This is a genomic window from Streptomyces purpurogeneiscleroticus, from assembly GCF_020024005.1.
Classification (GTDB): Bacteria; Actinomycetota; Actinomycetes; order Streptomycetales; family Streptomycetaceae; genus Streptomyces; species Streptomyces purpurogeneiscleroticus.
This window is the reverse complement of sequence record NZ_NHSG01000170.1, coordinates 92,273-116,156: the sequence shown is the minus strand read 5'-3', so window position 1 is coordinate 116,156 and position 23,884 is coordinate 92,273. Positions and strand designations below refer to the sequence as shown.

The 23,884-nt window shown below is 69.6% G+C and carries 21 protein-coding genes; 9 read left to right on the top strand and 12 right to left on the bottom strand.

The window, feature by feature from the left end; all coding sequences use genetic code 11:
* From CCS38_RS10265 to CCS38_RS10235, 7 genes are all read left to right on the top strand, one after another.
* On the top strand, positions 1-174 hold a 174-nt coding region (locus CCS38_RS10265; RefSeq protein WP_223732909.1), incomplete at its 5' end, for a DegT/DnrJ/EryC1/StrS family aminotransferase.
* Positions 171-1,151 (top strand): UbiA family prenyltransferase, encoded by a 981-nt coding sequence (locus CCS38_RS10260; RefSeq protein WP_223732903.1) that lies wholly within the window; start codon positions 171-173, stop codon positions 1,149-1,151. The genes CCS38_RS10265 and CCS38_RS10260, both read left to right, overlap by 4 nt.
* Before the next feature lie 55 nt (positions 1,152-1,206).
* Complete coding sequence (locus CCS38_RS10255; RefSeq protein WP_223732902.1) at positions 1,207-2,565, top strand: protoporphyrinogen/coproporphyrinogen oxidase; 1,359 nt, start codon at positions 1,207-1,209, stop codon at positions 2,563-2,565.
* A complete protein-coding gene (locus CCS38_RS10250) occupies positions 2,558-3,436 on the top strand; it encodes a class I SAM-dependent methyltransferase (RefSeq protein WP_223732901.1) in 879 nt (292 codons plus the stop codon). Before CCS38_RS10255 ends, CCS38_RS10250 begins: the two co-directional genes overlap by 8 nt.
* Positions 3,433-5,067 (top strand): class I adenylate-forming enzyme family protein, encoded by a 1,635-nt coding sequence (locus CCS38_RS10245; protein ID WP_223732900.1) that lies wholly within the window; start codon positions 3,433-3,435, stop codon positions 5,065-5,067. The genes CCS38_RS10250 and CCS38_RS10245 overlap by 4 nt, the downstream gene beginning before the upstream one ends.
* A gap of 13 nt (positions 5,068-5,080) precedes the next feature.
* A complete protein-coding gene (locus CCS38_RS10240; protein ID WP_223732899.1) occupies positions 5,081-6,454 on the top strand; it encodes an NAD(P)/FAD-dependent oxidoreductase in 1,374 nt (457 codons plus the stop codon).
* 10 nt (positions 6,455-6,464) lie between these two features.
* A complete protein-coding gene (locus tag CCS38_RS10235; protein ID WP_223732898.1) occupies positions 6,465-7,721 on the top strand; it encodes a nucleotide sugar dehydrogenase in 1,257 nt (418 codons plus the stop codon).
* 25 nt (positions 7,722-7,746) lie between these two features.
* Here CCS38_RS10235 and CCS38_RS10230 read toward each other — a convergent pair whose 3' ends face one another.
* The 7 genes from CCS38_RS10230 to CCS38_RS10200 all read right to left on the bottom strand — a co-directional run bounded on the left by CCS38_RS10230 (position 7,747) and on the right by CCS38_RS10200 (position 16,074).
* On the bottom strand, positions 7,747-9,084 hold the full coding sequence (locus CCS38_RS10230) for a phytase (RefSeq protein WP_223732897.1): 1,338 nt from the start codon (positions 9,082-9,084) through the stop codon (positions 7,747-7,749).
* Positions 9,085-9,301: 217 nt separating this feature from the next.
* Positions 9,302-10,213, bottom strand: a complete 912-nt coding sequence (locus CCS38_RS10225) for an NmrA family NAD(P)-binding protein (protein ID WP_223732896.1) — start codon at positions 10,211-10,213, stop codon at positions 9,302-9,304.
* Between the two features lie 19 nt (positions 10,214-10,232).
* Positions 10,233-10,712: a hypothetical protein gene (locus tag CCS38_RS10220; protein WP_223732895.1), complete on the bottom strand. Its 480-nt coding sequence runs from the start codon at positions 10,710-10,712 to the stop codon at positions 10,233-10,235.
* 171 nt (positions 10,713-10,883) lie between these two features.
* A complete protein-coding gene (locus CCS38_RS10215) occupies positions 10,884-11,828 on the bottom strand; it encodes a carbohydrate ABC transporter permease (RefSeq protein WP_223732894.1) in 945 nt (314 codons plus the stop codon).
* Position 11,829: 1 nt separating this feature from the next.
* Entirely contained in the window at positions 11,830-12,741 is a 912-nt protein-coding gene (locus CCS38_RS10210; RefSeq protein ID WP_223732893.1) for a carbohydrate ABC transporter permease, read from the bottom strand.
* A 23-nt stretch (positions 12,742-12,764) separates the two neighbouring features.
* The gene (locus tag CCS38_RS10205; RefSeq protein WP_223732892.1) at positions 12,765-14,117 is read right to left on the bottom strand and encodes an extracellular solute-binding protein; all 1,353 of its coding nucleotides are present in this window, start codon (positions 14,115-14,117) and stop codon (positions 12,765-12,767) included.
* A gap of 142 nt (positions 14,118-14,259) precedes the next feature.
* Positions 14,260-16,074, bottom strand: a complete 1,815-nt coding sequence (locus CCS38_RS10200) for a glycoside hydrolase family 2 protein (protein WP_223732891.1) — start codon at positions 16,072-16,074, stop codon at positions 14,260-14,262.
* Positions 16,075-16,247: 173 nt separating this feature from the next.
* Here CCS38_RS10200 and CCS38_RS10195 point away from each other — a divergent pair, with 173 nt between their 5' ends.
* Positions 16,248-17,246 (top strand): LacI family DNA-binding transcriptional regulator, encoded by a 999-nt coding sequence (locus CCS38_RS10195; RefSeq protein ID WP_308050786.1) that lies wholly within the window; start codon positions 16,248-16,250, stop codon positions 17,244-17,246.
* 319 nt (positions 17,247-17,565) lie between these two features.
* A complete protein-coding gene (locus CCS38_RS10190; protein ID WP_223732889.1) occupies positions 17,566-18,441 on the top strand; it encodes a MurR/RpiR family transcriptional regulator in 876 nt (291 codons plus the stop codon).
* 87 nt (positions 18,442-18,528) lie between these two features.
* On the opposite strand, the gene CCS38_RS10185 is transcribed toward CCS38_RS10190, so the two are convergent.
* From CCS38_RS10185 to CCS38_RS10165, 5 genes are read right to left on the bottom strand one after another with little or no spacing between them, the layout of a single operon-like run.
* On the bottom strand, positions 18,529-19,959 hold the full coding sequence (locus CCS38_RS10185) for an MFS transporter (RefSeq protein WP_223732888.1): 1,431 nt from the start codon (positions 19,957-19,959) through the stop codon (positions 18,529-18,531).
* Entirely contained in the window at positions 19,956-20,567 is a 612-nt protein-coding gene (locus tag CCS38_RS10180; protein ID WP_223732887.1) for a class I SAM-dependent methyltransferase, read from the bottom strand. The genes CCS38_RS10185 and CCS38_RS10180 overlap by 4 nt, the downstream gene beginning before the upstream one ends.
* A complete protein-coding gene (locus CCS38_RS10175) occupies positions 20,564-21,373 on the bottom strand; it encodes a thioesterase II family protein (protein ID WP_223732886.1) in 810 nt (269 codons plus the stop codon). Before CCS38_RS10175 ends, CCS38_RS10180 begins: the two co-directional genes overlap by 4 nt.
* Complete coding sequence (locus CCS38_RS10170) at positions 21,370-22,653, bottom strand: acyl-CoA dehydrogenase family protein (RefSeq protein ID WP_223732885.1); 1,284 nt, start codon at positions 22,651-22,653, stop codon at positions 21,370-21,372. The genes CCS38_RS10175 and CCS38_RS10170 overlap by 4 nt, the downstream gene beginning before the upstream one ends.
* 2 nt (positions 22,654-22,655) lie before the next feature.
* A complete protein-coding gene (locus CCS38_RS10165) occupies positions 22,656-23,879 on the bottom strand; it encodes an FAD-dependent monooxygenase (RefSeq protein ID WP_223732884.1) in 1,224 nt (407 codons plus the stop codon).
* Positions 23,880-23,884: the final 5 nt, after the last annotated feature.

Here is a 23,884-nt window from a genome sequence, read left to right as displayed (position 1 = left end):
CCCCACCAGCCCGCCTTCGCCCGGTTCGCGACCGGCGGCCGCAGCTGGCCGCACGCCGAGAGCGCGGCCCGGCGCCAACTGGCCATCCCCGTCCACCCGCATCTCACCGACGCCGAGGTGGAACACGTCGCGGACGCCGTCTGCGAGTTCGCCGCCGGCAGGAGGGGCCGATGAGCAGCGATGTGGAGTTACCGGCGGGGGTGCGCCCCGCGCCGGCCGCAGCCAAAGTCCGTGCGTACGTACGCCTGGCCAAGCTCGACATCATCGACTACTACCTGGCGCTGCCCGTCGCGCTGACGCTGCTGCTCGCGACCGGGCAGCGGCTGTCCCCCGGCACCGTACTGACGCTGGTGCTGTTCGGGCTCGGTGAGCTGTGCGTCATCGCCTCTTCGGTTGCCTTCGACGATGTCACGGGGTACCGCGACGGCAGCGACGCGGCCAACTACGGCCCCGACGCGCCCCGCCGCCGCCTCGCCCGGAAACCACTGCTCGCCGGGACGCTGACGCCCACGGAGGCCATTCGCTTCGGCTGGGCCGCGGCCGTTGCCGGGGCGCTGCTCTGGGCCGGCGCGACGGCCGTGGCACCGCACCAGGCCACCTGGACCCTGATACTCGCGGCTGCCTGCCTGGTCACCGCCGTGCAGTACTCATGGGGCCTGAAAATCAGCTATCGCGGCTGGCAGGAGGTCTTCCTCTGCGGCTTCGGTGTGGGCATGGTCCTGGTGCCGTACGGTCTGCTGTCCGCCTCGCTCAGTGGTTTCGCGGTCGTCCAGGCGGTGCTGTTCGGCGCCGGTCCCATGCTCTTCGGGCTGTACTCCAACACTCACGACATCGAGGGCGACGCCCGGGTGGGGCGGCCCACCGTCGCCGTGCTGACCTCCCCGCGCGGCAACGCGGCCTTCATCACCGCCATGACGCTCGCGCAGGTCGGGTTCGTCGTCTGGTCCGCGGCCGCGGGCGTGGCACCGTGGTGGTTCCCCCTGGCCATGCTGCCGATGATCGCCCTGCGCGGCACCGAGCTGGACATCGCCTTCCGGCGTCGCGACATCCTGCTGGCCCGCCGCACCGCGATCCGCAACCACCGGGCCACCGTCGTCCTGCTGTGCGCGGTGAACCTCGCGCTGCCGCTGCTCCCGGGCACCACGCCGTGACGGCACACACGAACGGGGCTCGGCTGCGTCCCTACGGCCCGGAAAGGGGAAACCCATGACGACCGATCTCGATGTGGCCGTGGTCGGTGCCGGCGCCGCCGGCCTCGCCGTGGCGCACGCGCTGCACAAGGCCGGACGCCGCGTGCAGGTCCTTGAGTCGTCCGAGGCGGTGGGCGGGCGGATGCGTACGTTCCGTCACGACGGCTATCTCATCGACGCGGGCGCCGAGATGCTCGCGCCCCGCGGCTACGGAGCGACCTGGAAGCTGATCCGTGCGACGGGGCTGACGCCCGCCGAGGTACCGCGCGTCCCGCAGTCGATCGCCACCTGGCGGGACGGGCGGATCCGCCCCGACACCGGCCGCGCACGCGGCCTGCTCACCGGGGCCGGCCTGTCCGTACAAGGCCGGCTCGGTCTCCTCCGGTTCCAGGCGGACACCGCCCGCCGCCGGAAGGAGTTCGACACGGACCACCCCGAGCACACACCCCTGGGCGCCAGTACCGTCGCCCGGCTCGCCGACCGCTACGGCAATGACCTCGTCGACTATCTTTTCCAGCCGCTGACCAGCGGCTTCTGCGGCTGGGACGCCCACCGCTCGGCAGCGGGGCCGTTCGTCGCCCATCTCCTGGCCACCGGAAGCACCGCCGCCTGGCGTACCTACCGCGACGGCATGGACACCCTCACCCGCAGGCTCGCCGAACGGCTGGACGTGACAACGGGGGTACGGGTCGAGCAGGTCACCCTGCACCCCGGCGGAGCCCGTCTGGAGTGTGCGGACACCACCCTCACCGCGCGCTCGGTGGTGCTGTGCGTACCGGCGCCGGTCGCCGCCCGGCTGTACCCGGACGCGCCCGAGGACGAACGCGACTACCTCCACGCCTCGACGTACACCCCGATGCTGAAAGTGAGTTGCGTCCTCGACCGGCCGCTGCGGCTGCGCAGCCGCCGGCCCGTGTACGCGCTGATGATTCCCGCGGTCCACGACAGTGTGCTCAACGGGATCGTCATCGACCACGTCAAACACCCCGGCCGGGTCCCTCCCGGCGCCGGTCTGGTGTCCCTGATCGCCACTCCGCAGGTCACCCGGGAACTGCTCGACGCCCCCGATGACCAGGCCGTACGCCTGCTGCGGGAGCGGGGCGAGTACTACCTGCCCGGTCTGGGGGAGGCATTGCGGACGGCCCGGGTGCACCGCTTCCGGCACGGTCTGCCCGAAGCGACCCCGCGCGCCCTGCGGCTGCGGACGCCCTTCCTGCGCCGGCCCTCCCGCGCGGTGGAGTACGCCGGGGACTGGCTGATGCAACGCCCCAGCAGCGAGGGGGCCTTCCGGTCGGCGGAGTGGGCGGTGGCCCGCGTCCTCGACCACGCGGGACACCCCGCCACCGGCGCGCGGCCGGAGGTGACGCATGGCTGAGCAATCACCACGGCCGGGCGTTCCCGGCGGCGACCGGTACGTCTTCGACACCTTCGACACCGGATTCGCGCAGGAGGAGGAGCGGCTCGCCCTCGGCGAGGCGCTCTGGGACGCGGGCACCACCGACCGGCTGGCGGCCGCGGGCGTGGCACCGGGCCTGCGCTGTCTGGAGGCCGGTGCGGGACGCGGCTCGGTCGCCCGCTGGCTGGCCGACCGGGTCGGCCCCACCGGCGAGGTACTCGCGACCGACCTGCGGGTGGACCGGCTGAAGTGGCTGACCGACCACGGTATTACGGTGCGTCAGCTCGACCTCGTCAGCGACGCCCCCGGCGACGAACTCCCGCTCTCCTACTTCGACTTGATACACGCACGGCTCGTACTGCAGCACGTCACCGACCGGCAGAAGGCCGTCGACCGGCTGTGCCGCGCGCTGCGCCCGGGAGGGCGGCTGGTCCTCGAAGACACGGACACCGCTTCCCTGTTCAGCCACCCGGAGCGCGAGGACTTCCTCCAAGAGGTCAAGCACGCGGCGTACGAGGTGATGTGCGCGGCCGGATACCACCCGCGCTGCGGCCTGCTGAACGTCGAACTCGCCAACCGGGCCGGACTGGTGGATGCGCGCGCGGAGGGCCGCTCCACCGTGGTGCGGGGCGGCACCGCGGCAGCGCGCTGGTACATCCTGTGGATCGAGCATCTGCGCCCCGCGATGCTCGCCCGCGGTGCCGTCACCGAAGACCGTATCCAGCAGGCGGTCGACAGTATGGCCGACCCGGCCCAGTACTGGCTCTCCCAGGTCATGGTCACCGTCACCGGCCGCCGGCCCGCGACGGACGCGGGCGAGAGCACCGCAACCGCGGGGGGCCGCCCATGACCGCCAGGCCCCGCGCCGCCCGACAGCGGAGGCCCGCCAAGCCCGCCGAACTGGGCACGCTCTTCGACGTGCTGGCCGACCGCGGCAGCCCCACCACCGTGCACCTCAGCCACCCCTTCGACATCTGCGCCGGCGGCGGCGTCACCTTCGGCATCGGCCGCCTCGCCCAGCTCGTCAGGGAGGCCGCCGGGTGGCTCGCCGCCGCCGGTACACGTCCGGGCGACCGGGTGGCCGTGGTCAAGACCAACCACTGGGACGTGGTGCTGCTGGCGTGCGCGGCGGCGCGGATGGGCGCCGTCCCGGCCCTGATCTCCGACGACCTGCCCGCAACGACGCTGCAGACGCTGCTCAAGCGGCTGGAACCGGCGCTGCTGATCACGGACTCCCGGACGGTCGGAGCGCTGCGCGGCACGGGGACCGAGCCGGCGGTCTTCGCGCCCCGGACGCTCACCCTGGACAGGCGGACAGCGGGAACGCTGGCGCTCGATGACGTACGCGGGCATGAGCCACCGCCGGTCCTGCGGCGCCACCCCGACGACACCCTGGTGGTGCACCACACCTCGGGTACCACCGGTGTGCCCAAGCTCGTCGAGCACACCACCCGCACGATCGTGCACCGGCTGGCGCACTTCGAGTGCCAGCGCACGCCGGTCGTGACCAGCCGGCGCGACGACACCGTGGCCGGCGCCGACCCGTTCGTCCATGGCCGGGCCGTACCGTGGACCGTCAGTGTGTTCCACCTCGAACCACGCAAGGTGGTCATCCTCGCCGACACCGATCCGGCCGTCGTCGCCCGCACCCTGACCGCGCATCCGCCCACCACGGTCGAGACATCGCCCGCCACCTACGTCCGGTGGCAGGGGATGGCGGCCGGGCCCGGCACCCCCTTCCGTGCGGTACGCCTGTACATCAGTACCTTCGACTCGGTGCATCCGCCCACGGTGCGCAACTACCTCAACGCCTCCCGGCGCCGGCATCCGGTGTGGCTGCAGGGCTGGGGCCAGACGGAGACCGGGCCGCTGACGTTCCGCCTGCTCACCCGCAAGGCGCTCGCCGCCACCGGCCTGCGCCACCCGACGACCCGCAACCTCGGCCGGCCGGTACCCGGCCGCACCAAGCTGCGCGTGGTCGACCCGGACACCTTCCGCCCGGTCGGGCGGGGCAGGCCCGGCATCATCCTGGCCCGGACGAAGGCCCGCTGCGTCGGCTACCTGGGGGAAGAAGACCGCTGGTCCCGGAAGGCCCTCGGACCGTGGTGGAACACCGGGGACATCGGCTTCCTCACCCGGTCCGGCAGCCTGGTGCTGCTGGACCGGGAGGTCGACGCGGTGCCCGGCACGAGCTGCGTCGAGCTGGAGGACGTGATCGAGGACCGGCTGCCCGCCGTGCTGGAATGCACCGTGCTGGGCGCCCCCGGACGCACCCTGCTGCCCGTTGTGGTGACGGCCGACGGGTGGCTCGACGCCGCTGCCTGGCGTGCGGCCGTACGGGACCTGCCGCCGCTCGCCGAGCCCATGGTCCGCAGCTGGGCGGACATCCCCCGCACCGGCACCGGCAAGGTCCGGCGCCTCGCGCTGCGCGCTCAACTCCTCCCCGACACACCGACTTTCGGTACGGGCCACTGGACGTGAACGGGAGGACGGCATGACCACGGGTACGCAACGGCGGGTCCTCGTGCTGGGCGGGGGAACGGCCGGGTTGCTGACGGCACACGTCCTGGCGGCGTACGCGGACTCGGTGACCGTAGTGGAACGCGACACACTGCCACCGGGCCCGGAACACCGCCCCGGCGTGCCGCAGGCGCACCACCTCCACGTCGTGCTGCCCGGCGGACAGCGCGCCCTGGACGACCTGTTGCCCGGGGTGGTCCGGGAACTGTGCGCGCACGGAGCCTTCCGGATCGGGGTGCCGCGGGACGCGGTGCTGTGGTCGGCCGGCAGTTGGGCCCGCCGCTTCCCGACCACCATGCACCTCCTTTCCTGTACGCGCCCGCTGCTCGACTGGGTCGTCCGCGAACGCGTGCGCAAGCACCGGCGGATCCGCCTCGTGGAACGCACCACGGCTGTCGGTCTGCTGGGCGACGCGAGGCGCGTGAGCGGGGTACGGGTGTCGGCTCGCGACACCGGTCCGCGAGACCCGTACGACCTGTACGCGGCCCTGGTCGTCGATGCCACCGGGCGCTCCTCGGCAGCACCGCAGTGGCTGGCCGCACTCGGCCCCGCCACCCCTCCCGCCGAGTGCGTGGACCCCGGGCTCGCCTATACAACGCTGCAGTACAGGGGCGCGCCGGGGAGCGACGCCCCGTACCAGGGCGTGCACATCCAGCCCGACCGGGACCACCCTCGTGGTGCCGCGCTCTTTCCGGTGGAAGCGGACCGCTGGCTGTTGACCGCCTACGGTATGCGGGGGCACGAACCGCCCACCGACCGGGCCGGTGTGCTGCGTTTTCTGGGCGGTCTGGCGGACCGGGTACTGCACGAGTGGGCGCGGCGCAATGAGCCGATCGCGCCGCCCCGCGGCTTCCGGTACACGGCCAATCGCAGGTACCTGTACGAGCGTGCCGGGGCCGCACCGTACGGCTTCCTCGCCGTCGGCGATGCCTGCTGCACCTTCAACCCCATCTACGCCCAGGGCATTTCGGTCGCCGCCCTGCAGGCCGTCGCGTTGCGTACCGCGCTCTCCCGCAGGCAGCAGGGCCGGCGCACCACCACCCGTACTCTCCAGCGGGCGGTCTCGACCGCCTACCGCCCCGCCTGGCAACTGGCGACGGGATCCGATCTGCAGTATCCCGCCACCACCGGCGAACGTCCCGGCATCGCTGCCCTGCCCCAGCAGTGGTACATCAACCGGGTCCTCGCGCGGGCCGGCGGAAACCGTCTGATCGGCGACGCGCTCCGCGATGTCATCGGCCTCACCGCCCCGCCGGCCCGGCTGTTCACCCCCAGGGTCGCGGCGGCCGTACTCTTCGGCCCCGCCCCGCAGCCTCTCGGCACCCTCCCCCTGCACGCAGAGCGGTAAGGAGCACAATGTGAACAGCGTTGCTGTCATCGGGCTCGGCTATACGGGCCTTCCCCTCGCCCGCGAGGCGTGCCGCGCCGGAATGAAGGTCGTCGGAATCGACGAGAACCCGACGCTGACTTCCGCACTGATGTCCGGCCGCTCGCACGTCCCCGATGTCACCGACGCCGACCTCACCGCGATGCTGGCCGCCGGGTTCCGGGCCGCCACGGATGTGAGCCTGCTGGCGGAGACCTCGGTGGCCGTGATCTGCGTACCCACGCCGCTGGGCGGGGCCGGGCGGCCCGACCTGTCCCACGTCCACCGGGCCGCCACCGCGCTGGGCGACCACCTCAAGCCGGGATCGCTGCTGGTCCTGGAGTCCACGTCCTTCCCCGGTACGACGGACGAGGTGGTCCGCAGAGCCGTGGAGCAGGCTTCCGGGCTCAGCGCCGGCACGGATTTCTCCCTCGCCTTCTCGCCGGAACGCATCGACCCGGGCAACGGGACCTTCGGCGTACGCAACACCCCGCGCGTCGTCGGCGGTTACACCCCACGGTGCACCGCGGTCGCGGCCGAGTTCTTCCGGCGGCTGTGCGACGAGGTCGTGGAGGCGGCCTCGGCGCGCGAGGCCGAGCTGGCGAAACTGCTGGAGAACACCTACCGCAGCGTGAACATCGCCCTGGTCAACGAGCTCGCGGTCACGGCCAGGGCGCTCGGCGTCAATGTCTGGGACGCCATCGACTGCGCCCGCACCAAGCCCTTCGGCTTCCAGGCGTTCCGCCCCGGACCCGGCGTGGGCGGACACTGCATCCCGGTCGACCCCGCCTACCTCACCCACTGGGCCCGCGACGCCGGCGCCCCGCTGCGCCTGGCCGAACTGGCACAACAGATCAACACCGAAATGCCCGCCCACGTCGCCCGCCGCGCCGAGACCCTGCTGCGTCACGCGGGCAAGCCCCTCCAGAGCGCCACGATCCTCCTGATCGGAGTCACCTACAAACCCAACAGCCCCGACCTCCGCGCCACCCCGGCCACCCCGCTCCTCCACCACCTGCGCGAGGCCGGCGCCCACGTGACGTACCACGACCCGCTCGTCGATGCATGGGCCCCGGACGGCTCACCGGTGGAACCCACCACCGACGTACTCGCCGCCGCCACCACCGCCGACCTCACCATCCTCCTCCAGGACCACCACACCGTCCCGGTCGACGACCTCCCCGCCCACTCCCCACTCCTCCTGGACACCCGGGGGCGCTTGCGCGGAACCGGGGCGCACCAACTGTGAGCAGCCGGGCGGGGAGGCCCGTCCGTCAGCCGTCGACTGTCTTCATGACGTCGGCGAGGTCCACGAACTTGAAATCGGTGGCCTTGCGGTCGCCGTCCGCCGGTGCGTCGTGGCCGTCCTGGACGACGAGGAGGCCGTGCGGGTATTTCGTGCCCAGGGGCTGGTTGAGTACGGCGGCGCCGTCGCACTCCTCGGAGCCGTCGAGGCTCGCCGAGGCGGCGGTGACGCGGAATCCGCCCTCGTACTCGTTGTCGTCACCCGGCTCGCGGTCGTAGGCGGCGAAGGTGTTGTCGCCCTGACTGGAGGCGAGCAGGTAGCCGTCGCCGTCGTCCTCGGTGAGCAGCGTCAGCCCCTCGACATCGGCCGTGAGCCGGGTGCCGCCGTAGCCGGGGTCGGCGCCCGGTACGCACTCCTCGGTCCCCTCGTCGTACTCACCGGGAATCCCGTACTCGCGCACCTTGTCGACGAGGTGCGGCGAGCCGGTGAGGTCGGCCCGCATCCGCCAGATGCCGACGTCTTCCTGACCTGCGTAGAGGGTGCCGGTGGCCGGGTCGACGGCCATGCCCTCGACCTGGGGCAGCTCGCCGGGCTCGGCACAGGGCGTCCAGGAACTGCCGTTGGGTAGCCGGAAGGCGGACGGCAGGTCCAGGGTGCGCACCTTGTGGTATCCGACCTTGCCGCCGGGCGACGCGGTCAGTTCGAGCAGGGCGAGGGTGGTGCGGTTGCGCCGGCTGACCAGCGCGTAGGACCGCCCGGTCGAGGTGTCGGTCCAGGTGGCAAGGCCGTAAGCGGTCTGCTGCTCGTTGATCTCGTCCTGGCCGGCGGAGAACACCGGCGGCGCGCCGGGGTCGGTGACGTCGGTGAGCGGGCCACCCTGCCGGTCGCGGTCGATGCGGTAGATCCGCAGTGTGTCGCGGCCGCGGTCGCTGGCCACCGCCAGGTCGGCGCGGCCGGACGACAGGCGCAGGCCGTGGACGAGGTCCACGTTGTTGAAGCGGCCCGGGGCGTCGTCCGGCCCCGGCGCGGGCGGCGCCGGCAGGGACTGTACGGGCTGGGCGTCGAGGTCGTAGACCCGCAGTCCGCCCTGCTTGGCCGTGGCGATCACCAGGCTGCGGCCGGGCTCGGCGGCGTTCCGCCAGATCGCCGGATCGTCCGCGTCGGCGTCTCCGCCCGCCTCGTCGTCGTACAGCGCGGGCGTCTCGGCCCGGGGGCTCACCGCGGGGAGGGCGCCGGTGCTCCGGCTGCCGGCCTCGGCGGGTACGGCGGGTACGGCCGCTGCGAGGGTGGCGAGGGCCGTACCCAGTAACAAGGTGATGGCTCTGACGGGCTGACGGCCGGCCGGCCATCTGTACGTTCGGAACATTCGGACGCTCCTCAGCGTGGGGGGTTGGTCAAATCCCTTGCCAAGCCTCGGAGTTCGGGGTGTCGCCGGCGTGAACGAAGCATGCACCACCACCCGGCCGGGGCGTGATCACGCGGTGAATCAGTGGGCCCGCTCGCGGGCGTGGGGAGAACTTCCGCCCGGGCGATGGCACATGGCGGATGTACCCCTCGAAGCGGACTCGCTCCGGCGGCCGGCCTCAGCTCCATGCCTGTTGCTGCCAGCGCCAGGCGCTGTGTTCCACGTACCGGTCCAGGGTGCAGGGCGGGCGTCCGAGGAGCTGTGCGACCTCATCGCTGACGGGTTGGTTCTGTCCCAGGCGGGTCAGGGTGTAGACGGCGGACATGAAGCCGATCGTGTCCCACCCCACGTTACGGCGGCGCAGCCGGGCCGCGAAGCGGAGCAGGCCGGGGCGGGTGTAGCGCACCGGGCGGGCCAGGTGACGGGTGAGCGTGGCGGCGACCTGCTCCATCGTGAGTGCCTCGGAGCCTGTCAGATGGTGCACCCGGTTGTGGTGTGCGGCGGGGTGAAGCAGGGCGTCGGCGGCGACGGCGGCTGCGTCTCTGGCATCGATGAAGGTGGTGCGTCCCTTGCCGGCCGGGATGAACAGCTCGCCGCGCTCAGTCATGTCGGTGCCGTGGGTGGAGATGTGCCGGTGCAGGTTCTGCATGAAGAAGCTGCACCGCAGCACGGTCCAGGTCATGGAAGAGGCGAAGAGATGCTGTTCGATCTTGTAGTGCGGGATGAACTTCGCCCGTTCTGCTCCGAAGACCGAGACGTACACCACGTGTCGGCATCCGGCCCGTTCGGCGGCATCGAGAAACGGCAGGATCGCGCTGCGGGCGGCCTTGTTGCCCGGCAGCGGGAAGAGCAGAAACAGGGTCTGCACCCCGTCGAGCGCGGCCGCCCAGGTGGAGCGGTCGAAGAAGTCCAAGCGGGCGGTCTCCCCGCTCTCCCCGAGCCGCTCAGCCAACTGCTCGGGATGGCGGGAGGCCACCCGCCAGGGCTGCCCCACCGTCCTTTGTTGCAGCAGTTCGACCAGCTCGACCCCCACATTGCCCGATGGGCCCGTCACCACCAGCACACACGCCTCCCAGATTCCTGAACTCACAACGGTTTTTCGTGGCCGGTCAGCTCCGGATCCGATGGCGGTGCACCGTCCGGGCGCCCCCTGTGCGCCTGACACGCAAGCGGGCCCGCAACGCGCGCCGGCTCACCCAAAGGTGCGGCACGGCCGCCACGATGAGCATGGTGCTGACGGCTGCATGGCCGGTGTCGTCCGGCGGCATCCCCGCCCAGCGCATCCCCCCGGTCACCGTCATGAGCAATGCCGCCAGGAAGAAGAGCATGTACCCGCTCCGCCGCCGCCATCTGCGCAGTGCCGTACGCCGGTCCCCCCGCAGCAACCGGGCGACCTTTCCCCGGCGCGTCCACAGGTGGATCGCCGTGAGGACGATCAACGCCACCCCTGTCACGATATGGGCCCAGTACAAAGGCACCAGCATGAAGCAGGCCACAAGCATGACCAGCACCGGTAGGTCGGTGGTCAGTGCCGGCGGAAGGCGACGGATCCAATTCATCGAATACGTCAGGGAAATCTCCTTGGACATGTTTCGAACAGCCTCACGGACCGACAGGGGATGCCGACTCTCGGCCGGACCTTAATCGCGTCGAGGGAGCAGCCAAAGCCCCAGGCGGCGTGCCCGAACGGGTAGTGCTGGGAAGGCGGGTTCAAGGTTGCTCGCGGGCAGCGGGCCGGTGTGCGCAGTAGTCGCCTTGCACTACTGACCGCCGAGGCCGGCAGTGGCGATGGACTTCACGATGTGCCGCTGGAAGAACATGAACATCACGACGAGAGGGAGGCTGCTGAGCACTGCGGAAGCCATCGTCTGAGCGTATTGGATGCCATAGGCGTTCTTCACCGAGGTCAGGCCGACCGGGAGTGTCATCAGGTTCGGGTCGGAGGTCGAGACGAACGGCCACAGGAAGTTGTTCCACGCGCCGATGAACACGAAGATGGCCACTGCCGCGAGCATCGGGCGAGAGAGCGGCAGGATGACTGACCAGAAAGTGCGGAAGTGGCCCGCACCATCGAGCCGCGCGGCCTCCTCCAGCTCCCGGGGGATGCCGTCGAAGTGCTTCTTCAGGATGAAGACCATGACGGGTGCCACCGTCTGCGGCAGGATGACCGCGGCGTAGGTGTCAGCCAGGCCCAGCGACAGCATCTGCTGGAACCAGGGGACGATCAGCAGCTGCGGTGGCACGAGGATCGCGGCGACGGTCGCGGTCATCCACAGCTTGCGGCCCCGGAACAGCATGCGCGAGAAGGAGTAGGCAGCCAGGGCGGATATCGCCACGGTGATGATTGTGACGACCGAAGCGATGAGCAGGCTGTTGAACATCCACAGGGGAAGGTCCCCCCGCTCGATGACGGTACGAAAGCCATCAAGGGTGAATCCGTGTTGAGGCCAGAACCAGTGGTCCGTGTTGCTGGCGTCCTGTTCCGACTTGAGTGCTGTGAAGAGAGCCCAGCCCAGGGGCAGCAACCACAGCGCGGCCATCACCCCCAGCGCGCTCAGCGCCAGTATGCGCGGCAGCGGTCCGTCTCCGAGGATGTGGTGGGAGCTGCTGTTGGCCGTCGTGCGCGCCCGGCGCGTCCCGGTGGTGTGCGGCCTGGCGGACGCGGTGGCCGCTGTCGTCCGTCGTGGGGCCTGGGTGACGGCCATGTCAGCTCTCCTTGCGGCGGAAGGCGGCGAACTGGGCGATCGAGAGGGCGATGACGATCGCGAAGAAGACGTAGCTGACGGCAGAGGCGTAACCCAGCCGGTAGCCGGTGAATCCCACGTCATACATGTATTCGATGACGGGGCGGGTGGAGCCGTTGGGTCCGCCCTTGCTCAGCAGGTAGACCTGGTCGAACACCTTCAACGAGGCGAGGATCTGGAGAATGGTGATCATTGCTGTGGTCCGGCGCAGTTGCGGCAGGGTGATCGACCACAGCCGGCGCCACGCCCCCGCGCCGTCGAGTGCCGCCGCCTCGTACAGCTGGTCCGGGATGGACTGCAGTGCCGCCAGGTAGAGCAGGAAGTTGAATCCCACCGTCCACCACAACGTGGTCAACACGATCGACCACATGGCAACGGATTCATCACTCAGCCAGGCGACCCCCTCCCCGCCCACCGCAGCGAGCAGCTGGTTGTACAGGCCGAGGTCCGGCTGGTACAGCCAGAGGAACAGCAGAGCGACAACGCCCACCGGGAGCAGGTAGGGCGCGAAGAAGGCCAGCCGCCAGGCCCACTGTCCAGGAAGTCCTGTGTACACCAGGATTGCCATCACGAAGGCCACCGCGACCAATGGCACGGTGGACAGTGCGGTGAACAAGAGGGTGTTGCCGATGGCGCGCCACATTTCGGCGTCGGCGAGCGCTTCGGCGTAGTTGTCCCAGCCGATGAACTGGCCGGCGCGTGCCGACAAGGAGGCGTCGGTCAGGCTCATCCAGAGCCCCTGGGCCAGGGGCCATACGAGGAAGCCCACGAACAGGACCAGGAAGGGAAGGGCGAACCACAGTCCTGGCGAGATGCGCAGACGTGCACGGTGCTCACGTGGTGAACCGGCGGCGGGGGTGGTGGGTGCGGACATCGTTGTTTCTCCTACGCCGCGGTTCATGCCGGGTCGGGCTTGGACAGGAAGGTGTCGGCACGGCGGAGCATGCTGCGGGCCGCTTGGTCGGGAGCCACGTTGCCCAGCACCGCGGTCTGCAGGATCTGGGACATCGTGTTCTGGAAGTCGGAGCCGGCGCCGGTGAACCAGGCGGGCGGGTCGAACACCACGTGGTCCTGTGCCCTGAGGTAATCGGCCTGCGGGGAGAGTCTGTGGTAGGCGCTGGTCCGTGTGACTGGTTGGTAGGCGGGGATGTGGCCGGCCTTCGCCCAGGTCTGCCCGGCCTTGAGGATGGCCGCGACGAAACGGTGGGCGCGGTCCAGTCGTGGCTGGGGGACGTCTCGCGGCAGCACGAAAGAGTGGGCGTCGGCGTAGACGGCGGGCTTGTCGAAGACGGTGGGGAATGTTGCCGCTCCCACCTTGGGGTTGGCGGCACGGAAGGTGGCCAGCTCCCACTCCCCGGACAGGATCATGCCGGTCTGCCGGTTGGCGAAGGCGGCGATGGACGAGGCGTAGTCGAGCCGTCCGGGGTTGACCTTGCCGTCGATGAGTTTCGTCATGAACTCAATGACATGGGTCATCTTGTCCGGGTCGGCTTCGGCTCGGCCGCCGGGACGCAGCTTCAGGTCGGCGCCCGTCTGCCGGTACAAGCCGTAGAACAGCCGCCACAGTTGTGCGGCGTCGGTGACGTAACCGAAGGCCACACCCTGTTTTCCGCTTGCCCGGGCGAGCTCCCGGCTCGCTTGCAGAAATCCCTGAGGTGAGGAGAAGGCGTCGAGGTCGAGCTTGCCGTCCTTGTCCAGCAGGCCGGCCCGGTCGGCCAGGTCGGGATGGTAGAAGGTGATGAAGGGATGCGTGTCGAGGGGAATGGCATAGGTCCTGCCCTGGGCACCGGTGCGGGCCCGGACGGCCTCGGCGAAGTCGTCCGGCTGAACGCCGTACTCGCTCAGCAGGTCGACGTTCCAAGGGGTGAGCAGACCGGTCGGCGCGTAGCCGGCGAGCCGTGACAGGTGGCAGATGGCAAGGTCGGGGCCTCGCCCGCCGGCCGAGGCCATGGCCAGCTTGGTGTAGTACGGCGGCCCCCACTCCAGCACGGTCCGCTCGATGGTGAGGCGGCCCATGGCCGGGCGGGCTTTGTCGATCATCTCGTTGAGCAGAGCCCCGTCAGCACCACTGAACAGATCCCACAGTTGCAGTGTTCCGTCTCCGGCTGCCGCCGCGGTGCCGCAGGAGGCGATCGAGGTCCCGGCGAGTGCGGCAGCGGTACCCGCGAGAACGCCGCGGACGAACCGGCGCCGGCTGGGCGTGTCGCCCTTGGGCCAGGTGGAGAGGGCAGTAAAAGAGTGAGGGGGCATGGCACTCCGTATCAGTAGGCGGACGGGCTTCTTCGCCCGTCCCCTGGAGCAGTGCGGTGCTGGGGGTACGGGCACGGCCGCTCGGGGGCGGGCGGCCGTGCCCGCGTTCGAAGGTCCTCGGCGTACGCTCGAGACCTTGGTTCTAGTGCTGCTCGATGGCTGCGGGACGCTGCTGCGCCGCTCGCAGTCGGGTGACATCGAGCTTTTCGGTGCGGTCGAAGCGGTAGACGCCGTTGCGTTCCTGGAACACATCGGTCAGCTGCGTGTAGCAGTAGCCGAACATATTGGGGTCACCGAGCAGGACGGCGACCAAGCCGTCGAAGCGGTCGTGGAATTCCTCCTCGCTCCGGGGCCGCAGGCCGTACCCCCACGATGTCTCCGGCTCCTCGCCGTTCTCGGCTTCCGCCTGCGGATCCCACCAAATGCCGCCGAACTCGCTGCAGAAGTAGGGCTGGCCGCGGTAGGGGACGGACCACTGGGAGCCGTCCGGGCCGGTGTTGATGTACGGCCGGTCCGCCGCGAGCCCGGACATGAGCTTCGCGAAGGCTTGCGGGTCCTGCTCGTAGCAGTGCGAGTCGTAGATGTCGGTGTGCGGCACACGGTGGGCGTAGCCGGATGCGTCGATCACCGGGCGAGTGCTGTCGGCTGCCTTGGTGGCCAGGAACATCGACCATGTGACGTCGTCGAGTTGAGTGATGCGGTCGTGCAGCCGCTGGTAGGTCTCGTTGAGGGGGCACCAGCCGATGAGCGAGGGGTGGGAGTAGTCACGCTCGACCGCTTCCACCCACTGGGCGGCATAGGAGGCGCCGGGCTGCTGGTTGTCGTCGCGGACGCCGGTCTCGCACCCCCAGTCGCCGAATTCTCCCCAGACCAGGTAGCCGAGCCGGTCGGCGTGGTAGAGGAAGCGCTCCTCGAAGACCTTCTGGTGCAGTCGCGCCCCGTTGAATCCGGCGTTCAGCGACAGTTCGATGTCGCGCACGAGGGCCTCGTCGCTCGGGGCGGTCATGAGGCCGTCCGGGTAGTAGCCCTGATCGAGTACGAGTCGCTGGAAGAGCGGTTCGCCATTGAGCAGTACTTGCTTGCCGCGCACGGCTATGGAGCGCAGGCCCGCGTAGGAGCGGGCGGTGTCCACCGTGCGTCCGTGCTCGTCGAGGAGCTCCAGCCGCAGTCGGTAGAGGTGCGGATCGGACGGGGACCACGGTCGCTGCCTCTTCGGGGGCACCGGCAGTGTCAGGCGCGGACACAGGTCGAGGTCGGCGCGTGCCTCGACCCGGGCGATCTCGTCGTCTCCGTCGGACAGCACGGCGCGCACGGTGTGGCCGGGCGGGTTGGTGCTCAGCGGCATCTCGACGTGGAAGGCGCCGCCGGCGAGGTCGGGGGTGATGCGTGGCCGCTCGAGGTGGACCGCGCGGGGTACGGGCTCCAGCCACACCGTCTGCCAGATGCCCGTGGTGCGTGTGTAGTGACAATGTGAATTGGCGTACCAGGTGGCCTGCTTGCCCCGTGCCTGTGGGCCGTGGCGGGTGTCGCGGGCCCGCACGACGACGACAGCCTCCTGGCCCGCGCTCACCACTCCGTCCAGGTCGGCGGTGAAGGGAGTGAAACCGCCGCGGTGACGTGCGACCTCCACTCCGTTGACCCACACCGTGGTGTCGTGGTCGACGGCCTGGAAGTGCAGCAGGACCCGCTCACCGGCCCACGCGGCGGGGACGGTGATGGTCCGGCGGTACCAGACCGCTTCCAGGAAGTCGGTGTCGTTGATCCCCGAAAGTTCGGACTCCGGGCAGAACGGCACGGTGATCGCGTCAGTGAGCGTCCTCTTCAGCATGCCCCGTTCCAGGCCGCTGTCGGAACGGTCGATCTCAAACTCCCATTCGCCGTTGAGGCACTGCCACCGTTCGCGGACGAACTGCGGGCGCGGATACTCCGGCCTGGGCGGGTTGGCGGGCGCGGCCATGCTGCTCCTTGGGGTGGCGCTGTGTTGGCGGACATGCCACCACGCGATGTACATCGATGTAAATAGCCAGGTGGCTACTTGACACGGCGGCCTGGCAGTGTGGTCACGCTCGGTACGATCAACGCAACGGAAGGACATGCAACGTGGCGGCAGGCAGGCCGAGGATCAAAGATGTGGCCGAGTACGCGGGGGTCTCGCAGAAGACGGTCTCCAACGTCATCAACCAGTACGAGCACGTCTCGGACAAGACTCGCCGGGCGGTGCAGGAGGCCATCGACGCTCTCGGCTACCGGGTCAACCTCGCCGGCCGTCATTTGCGGCAGGGCCGCACCGGCATGATCGCCCTGGTCGTGCCCGAGCTGGACGTCGCGTACTTCTCCGAACTCGCGGCGCACGTCGTGGCGGCGGCCGAGCAGCGGTCCCGGACCGTCCTCATCCACCAGACCGGTGGCCGACGCGACCGAGAGACGTCTGCCCTGCACGGCTTCGACGCCGACTTCGTCGATGGCGTCATCATCAGCCCGCTCGCCCTGCTGCCGGACGATCTGCGCGCAGCCGACCGCGGCCTGCCAGTGGTTCTGCTCGGCGAGCGGAACACCACCGAAGCGCGGGACCATGTCGGCATCGACAATGTCGCCGCCGCCCGGGAAGCCACCGCCCACCTGCTGGCCGGCGGCCACCGGCGCATCGCAGTGGTGGGCGGTCGCCTCGGCCCGGCGAGCGGCACCGATCAGCTCCGAACGCAGGGCTACCGGCAAGCGCTGGAGGCGGCCGGGCTGCCGTTCGATCCCGAGCTGGTCCTGCCGGTCGACGCTTTCCACTGGCTGGACGGTGCCCGTGCCGCCGCCGCGCTGGCCGACCGCGGCGCCGTCCCCGACGCGCTTCTTTGCCTCAATGACCATTTGGCACTCGGGGCCGTACGTGCTCTGCACGAGCGGGGTTTCAAAGCGCCCGACGATGTGGCGGTCTGCGGATTCGATGACATTGAGGCAGGTCGATTCAGCATTCCCTCCCTCACCACGATTGCCCCTGACAAAGCGGCACTGGCCCGGGCAGCGCTGGAACTCCTCCTCATGCGCATTTCCAGCGACTCGGCAGTTCCCCTCAAAGCCGTCGAGGAACGCTGTGTGGCGCACCGTCTGGTCATTCGGGAGAGCACGGCCGGCTGCTGAGCGTCGCACCAGCACGGGGCGTGCCTGCGGCCAGGGCGCCCCGCCCTTCATCGCGGCCGTGCACGGCTCCGTCGAGCGAGGTGAGATGGCTGGAACTGCCCGCTCTGGCGCGAGCCGGCAGCGTGTGCCGCCGAGGCTTCGCGCCGCTCACCGCGCACCACCGCCCACCGAAGTACTCGGCTCCCTCGACAACCGGTCTTCCCGTGCCCGATCCATGGACTTTTTCCGGCCCGGATACAAAGTCCGGCGGGGCACGCAGATAAGCTCGGGTTACGCAGCATCGAGCCTAATCCGGCAGCTCATGCAGTGAGGAGCGACAGTGGGCGGCAATGGCAGCGGAAGTGTGGCCGAGGCGATTCGGCGACGGCTGGGCGAGTGCTCCCCGGCAGAGCGCAAGGTCGCCCGTGTGCTGCTGGCCGCCTACCCTTCGGCCGGGTTCGAGACGGTCGCCAAAATCGCCGAGCGTTCGGGCGTCAGCGCACCGACCGTCCTCCGCTTCGCCGCTCGCCTCGGCTACCGCGGCTTCTCCGAGTTCCAGCAGGCATTGCGCGAGGAGCTGGAGCAGCGCGACGCCTCTCCGCTGTCCCTGTACAAAGCAACCGGGTTCGCCGGCCGAGCGGACTCCCCGGTCGAGGAGCTACTGAATTCCTCCGCCGAGACGCTCAGCGCATCGGTACGGGACACCTTCGCCGCGCTTCCCCCGGACGACCTTCAACATGCCATTGGTCTACTCGCGGAGACCAAGCGCCGACTGTTGATCACAGGCGGGCGGTTCAGCGGCCTGCACGCCCGCTACCTGGGCCTTCACCTGCTCCAGCTACGTACTGACGTCCATCTTCTGCCCGACGGTGCGGTAGAGCGCACCGCCATGCTGACCGAGGGCGGAAAGCGTGACGTTCTGGTGGTATTCGACTTCCGGCGCTACGAGCCCGCCCTGCTCGATCTGGCCCGCCTTGTAGTGAAGCGCGGCGGGAAAGTCATTCTCGTCACCGATGCCTGGCTTTCCCCTATTTCCGCTGTTGCCGATGTCGTCCTGCCGTCGCAGGCACCGGCCACCACGCCGTACGACAGTCTGGTGCCTGCGCTGGCAGTGACGGAAACGGTCGTCACAGGCGTCCTCGAAGCGCTCGGGGACGCAGCTCAAGAACACATGAGCCGGGGGGAAGGCACCGCGAAGGCGCTCGGCCTCTATTGACGCTCATTCCCTCCGGGTACCGGAGAAGCCATTCGATGAATCACTTGCTGAAATGTGATCACGAAGCAAGGAAATCCTGGACTTCTGCTACGGCCGCTGCACCTTCTTCCGCATCAGCGAAATCGCCAGGGCGGACGCGGCCAGATAGCCCATCCCGGAAATCAGCAGCCCGTGCTCGATTCCGGCGGCCAGCACTGAGTGCGGCGCCGCTTCGACGGGGGACGAACTGGCTTCTCCCGGCGCCGTGCCGGTGAGCACAGCGCCGAGTGAGGCCACTCCCAGCAGCGCGCCCACCTGCTGGGCCGCCCCTCCGACCGAGGCGGCTTGGCCCGCGGCATCGAGAGGGGCGCTGCTCACGAGCAGGGCATTGTTCGGAGACATCACCATGCCCACGCCCAAGCCCATGAGGGCCAGCAGGGGCCACCACAGGGCATAGGGCCGGTCGACCGCGACGACAGAAAGCAGCACGAGAGCGAGACCCGCCAGAGCGGTACCCGCTACCACCGGCAGTCGTGGCCCGTAGCGTTCCGAGATACGGCCCGCCGAGGCAGCCGCCACCACGATGGCGGCCATGGCCGGCAGCATCCGCAGGCCCGCCTGGGACGGCTCGGCTCCGCCCAGTAGCTGCAACAGCAGGCTGAGCAGGAGAAAGCCGGCGTTCAGCCCGAAGGCGACCAGAAAGGTCACCGATGCGCTGCCCGAAAAGGTGCGGGAGCGGAAGAAGTCCAGACGCAGCATGGGGTGAGAGCTTCGGTGCTGTACCCACAGCAGAGCAACGAGTGCCACGATGCTTACGGCGAGCACCCCGGTCACCGAGGCGTCTCGCCAGCCCGATTTCGGCCCTTCGACGAGACCGTAGGTGAGAGCCGCGAGCCAGACGATCGCCAGGAACTGGCCAACAGGATCCAGTGGACGGTGCTTTTTCACTGCGGTGGCGCTCGGCAGTCGCCGGGCAGCGGCGAGAGCGACCAGGCCGATGGGGATGTTCAGCAGAAAGATGCTCGGCCAGCCGAAGTACTGCGCGAAAGCTCCCCCGGCAACGGGGCCGAGAAGCAGGGCGAGCCCGGAGACGGCCGACCACGTCCCGAAGGCACGCACACGCTCCGGCCCCTCCGGAAATACCTGCGCCAAGATGGCCAGTGTCTGCGGTGTGATGGCTGCCGCGCCGATGCCCTGGACGGCCCGTCCCGTTGCCAGTACCGCGACGGTGCCGGCCGCGGCGCAGATCAGGGAACCCACGACGAAGAGCGACATTCCTACCGTGAAGAGCTGTCGTCGGCCGAAGCGATCCCCCAATGTGCCGCCGGTGAGCAGGAGGGCTGCGTACAGCAGGATGTATCCGTCGACGATCCACTGAAGCCCTGCGACGTTCGTGTGCAGGTCACGCTGCAAAGTGGGCAGGGCCAGGCTGATGACCGTGCTGTCCAGCAGCGCCAGGAACAGTGCCGAGCACACCACGGCCAACGTCAGCCGCTTCTCGCGGCGGCCGACGGGGGCGTCGGCCGGTGCGGTCCTCATTTCTTCGTCATGGCGAAGCAGGCGGTGTGCTGCGGTGCTTCGAGCCGTTCGATGACGAATTCCGCTCCGAACAGATCCTGCTCTTCCCCGGGTTCCAGCATGCTGTGCATTTGGGAGACTCCGGAGAAACGGAAGCGGGGGACCTCCTCCTTGCGGGCGTAGAAGCACCACAGGATGAAGAAGGTGCCGGTGTGGGCGTAACGGTGGATTGCCTGCGCCATGCCGGAACGGGGTGCGCCGGTCATGTCGTCCAGGGCACCGAAGTCGAGAATGACATCAAACGTGCCGTCCACGCCAGGTATGGGGTACGAGCTGATGTCTCCGTAGACGAAGCGACAGCTTTCGGCAACACCGTGCTGTCGCGCCGCCGCCTGAGCCCGTTGGAGTGCGACTCGTGAGTAGTCGACGCCCACGACTTCGAAGCCCTGCTGGGCGAGGTAGACGGATTCGGCGCCGGTGCCGCACCCGAGGTCGAGCACTCGCCGACGCCCCGCCTCGGGCTTGATCCGCCCTGTTTCCACCATGTTGACCAGCTCTGGTCGCACCCCGATGTCCCACGGGGCGATACCCAACCGGTAGAGGGCGTTGTAGAGCCAGGGCTTCATCATGCCTCCTTTTCACGGAGCCGGACGGCTTCCGCTTCGTGCACGGGCGCAAGGGCTTCGGTGATGCTCTGCAGCAGCAGTGCTTGTTCGCTGTGCAGGTAGAAGTGGTTGCCGGGCAGCAACCGGAGCCGGAAGGGCCCGGTGCTGCGGTGCTGCCAGGCACGGAGGGTGTGGGGAGGCGCTTCGGGGTCCTCGATGCCTCCGAAGGCCGTCACTGGGCAGGACAGCCGCAGCCAGGGGGAGTCCAGCCGATAGGTGTTGGCGGCGGCGAAGTCGGCGCGCAGAACCGGGATCACCAGCTCCATCAGGTCATCGTTGTCCAGGACTTCCTGCGGGGTGCCGGCGAGTTCGCTCAGTCGGTCGCGGAATTCCTCGTCCGGCAACAGGTGATCACGGTCCGGTTCGGAGAGGACATCCGGAGCCTCGTGACCGGAGACCATCAGGTGGACCGCCGGCCTGTGGTGTGCGTGTTCCAGGCGCCGGGCGAGTTCGAAGGCCACGATGGCCCCGAGGCTGTGCCCGAAGAGGGCGTAGGGGCCGTCGAGCGCAGGGAGTACTGCATGGAGAAGGTCATCGACGAGGGCTTCGACGGAAGTGCAGGGGCTCTCGGCCATGCGAGCGCCTCGGCCCGGCAGTTCGAGTGGCCACAGTTCCACATGTTCCGTCAGGGCGGGTGTCCAGTCGTGGAACACGCGGTTCGCCGACCCGCCCGCATAGGGCAGGCAGAACAGCTTGAGGCGGTTGCTCGGGGCGGGGGACGCAGATGCCTCGTCGGGGTGGGAGGAGGCCGCAGGGGTGCCGGAATTCATCGGAACACCTCCGGCCGGGTCGGTCCCGCGGCGGGCACACCGCCCCGTAGATCTGTGCCCGTACCAGCCTGTGGCGCTCCTCCGGCCTCGGCGACACCGCGCAGGAGAAAGGAAGCGAGGGTGCGGAATTGCATGTTGCTCGTGCCTTCGTAAATCTTGCCGACCTTCGCGTCCCGATAGAGTTTCTCCACGACGCTGTGCGTGGCGAAGCCGTTGCCGCCGTGTATCTCCACCGCCAAGGAGGCGGTTCGCTCGGCGACTTCGGACGCCAGGTACTTGGCGATGGAGGCGGCCTGGGTCAGTTCCGGGCCATCGGCGCTGTGCTGCGCCAGGCGGGTGGCGTTGTACAGCTGGAGGCGGGCGGCTTCCAGCTCGGCGGAGGCTTGGGCAAGGGGAAACCGTACGCCTTGGTAGGCCGCGATCGGCCGGCCGAACTGCTCGCGTGTCTGCGCATAGGACACCGCGGCGCCCAAGGCCCCTTCGGCGAGTCCGATGAGCTGTGCGGCGATGCCGAGCTTGCCGATGTCCAGCGTGCTCACGGCGAGGACATCGCCCTGGCCGGGACGGCCCAGCACCTGGTGGCCCGGCACTCGTACCCCCTGGAGCGCCACCTCGCAGGTCGAGGTGGCACGGATGCCCATCTTGGTGATGCGGGGACCGACCGTGAGCCCCGGCGTGGTGCTGTCGATGAGGAAGGCGGTGACGCCTCGGTCGGGGATGCGGGCCAGCAGCAAGAACACGCCGGCCTCAGCTGCATTGGTGATCCACTGCTTCCGTCCGTCCAGGATGTACCCGTCGCCGTCGGGACGTGCGGTGGTCGCCATGGACAGGGCGTCGCTGCCGGAGTGCTCTTCCGACAGGGCGAATGCGGCGACGGTGCCGGCGGCGAGCCTGGGCAGCAGGCTGCGCTTCTGATCACCGGTGCCGTGAGCCAGCAATGCCTGGACGACCAGAGCGTTCTGGACATCCACCAGCACCGCAACGGCGGGATCCGCCTTCGCCAGCTCCTCGATGGCCAGCACGACGTGGAGCAGTCCGCCGCCCGCACCTCCGTAGGTGTCCGGGATGTGAATGCCCATCAGGCCGGCTGCGGCCAGCTCCTGACACAATCCGTCGGGGAAGCGCCCCGCCTGGTCCATTGCGGCGGCCCGGGGGGCGATGGACGTCGCAGCGACGCGCGCCACGTGGGACCGCCAGCTCTCCTCCTGGGGGGTCAGCCAGCTCAAGGGAAGCGGAATGCCGGATGCCGCTGCCTCGCTTCGGGTGCGGGAGGTGTTCATGTTCACGCTCCCGCCGCTCGCTGACCGGGGCCGGGAGTGGTCCTGGGCGGCTGCTGGAGCCCGCGCCACAGGGTCCGCGTCCTGAAGGCGATGAGCACAGGCGCGACGATCTTGGTGACCGCCCATTTGACGACGCGGTTGTTGATCTGCGGCCACTTCACCATCTGCATGACCTGCTGCCGCACCCACCGGACCCGAGGTATGCGGCGCTGCTCGTATGCGCGAAGGGCGGCCACCGGGTCGGTGTGCCGGGCCAGTTCATCGGCGAGCACCACACCGTCCTCGATCGCCTGGCAGGCGCCTTGCCCCAGGTCGGTGGGCATGGCGTGGGCCGCGTCACCCAGCAGCGTGACGCGGCCTTCACCCCAGTGCTCACGCCAGTCGTGGTAGAAGATGTCGGTCCGGATCACGGCCTCGGCCGGAGTCGCCGCTACCAGCCGCGCGGGCAGTCCCGGTAGCGGGTCGGCCAGTTCAGTGGCGCGCTGCTTGAGCGTCCCGGGGTCATCACGCCTGCCGGGCTCGGTGAGGGTGCTCAGCGTCCAGGCCACGCGGTCGTCGCCGGTGTGCCAGGCGCCGCCGCCGACCTTGGTCGGTGCGTGGTGGAACATGTAGATCAGGCCGCGTTCCAGGCCCTCGGAGGTGGGGCTGATGCCGCGGTAGGTGGAGCGGCCGGTGTACAGAGGCTCGGGCAGGCCGCCGTGGAGCTGAGTCAGGACGGCCGAGCGGATGCCGTCGGCACCTATGAGGACGGAGCCTTCGACCGTCTCGCCGTCCTCCAGTTTCAGTACCACTCCGTCGGTGCTGTCCTCATAACCGCTGCAGCGGGTGCCGAGGTGGATCTCGACGCCGGCGTTCTCGCAGGCGGTCATCAGCAGGTCGGCCAGCGCTCCTCGGCTGATGCTGACGGACGGCAGGCTGCCGGGCCAGGTGTAGCGGGCGGTGCGCATCCGGTAGATGACGCGTTCGTGTTCGTTGACGCTGCGGCCGCCGCGTACCTCCTCTCCCCGCCGGAACAGTTCCTCTCCCAGGCCGAGTTCGCCCAGAGCGGTGGTGGCGTTGGACCAGATGGTCAGCCCGCTGCCGGCCATGACGATCTGGCGTGCTTCACGGCGCTCGAACACGACCACCGGTAGGCCGCGGCGGGCGAGGGCGAGCGCAGCGGTGAGCCCACCGATGCCGGCCCCGGCGATCAGGATCGGCTTGTCAGAGCTTGGTGTTGCGGGCACTTTTC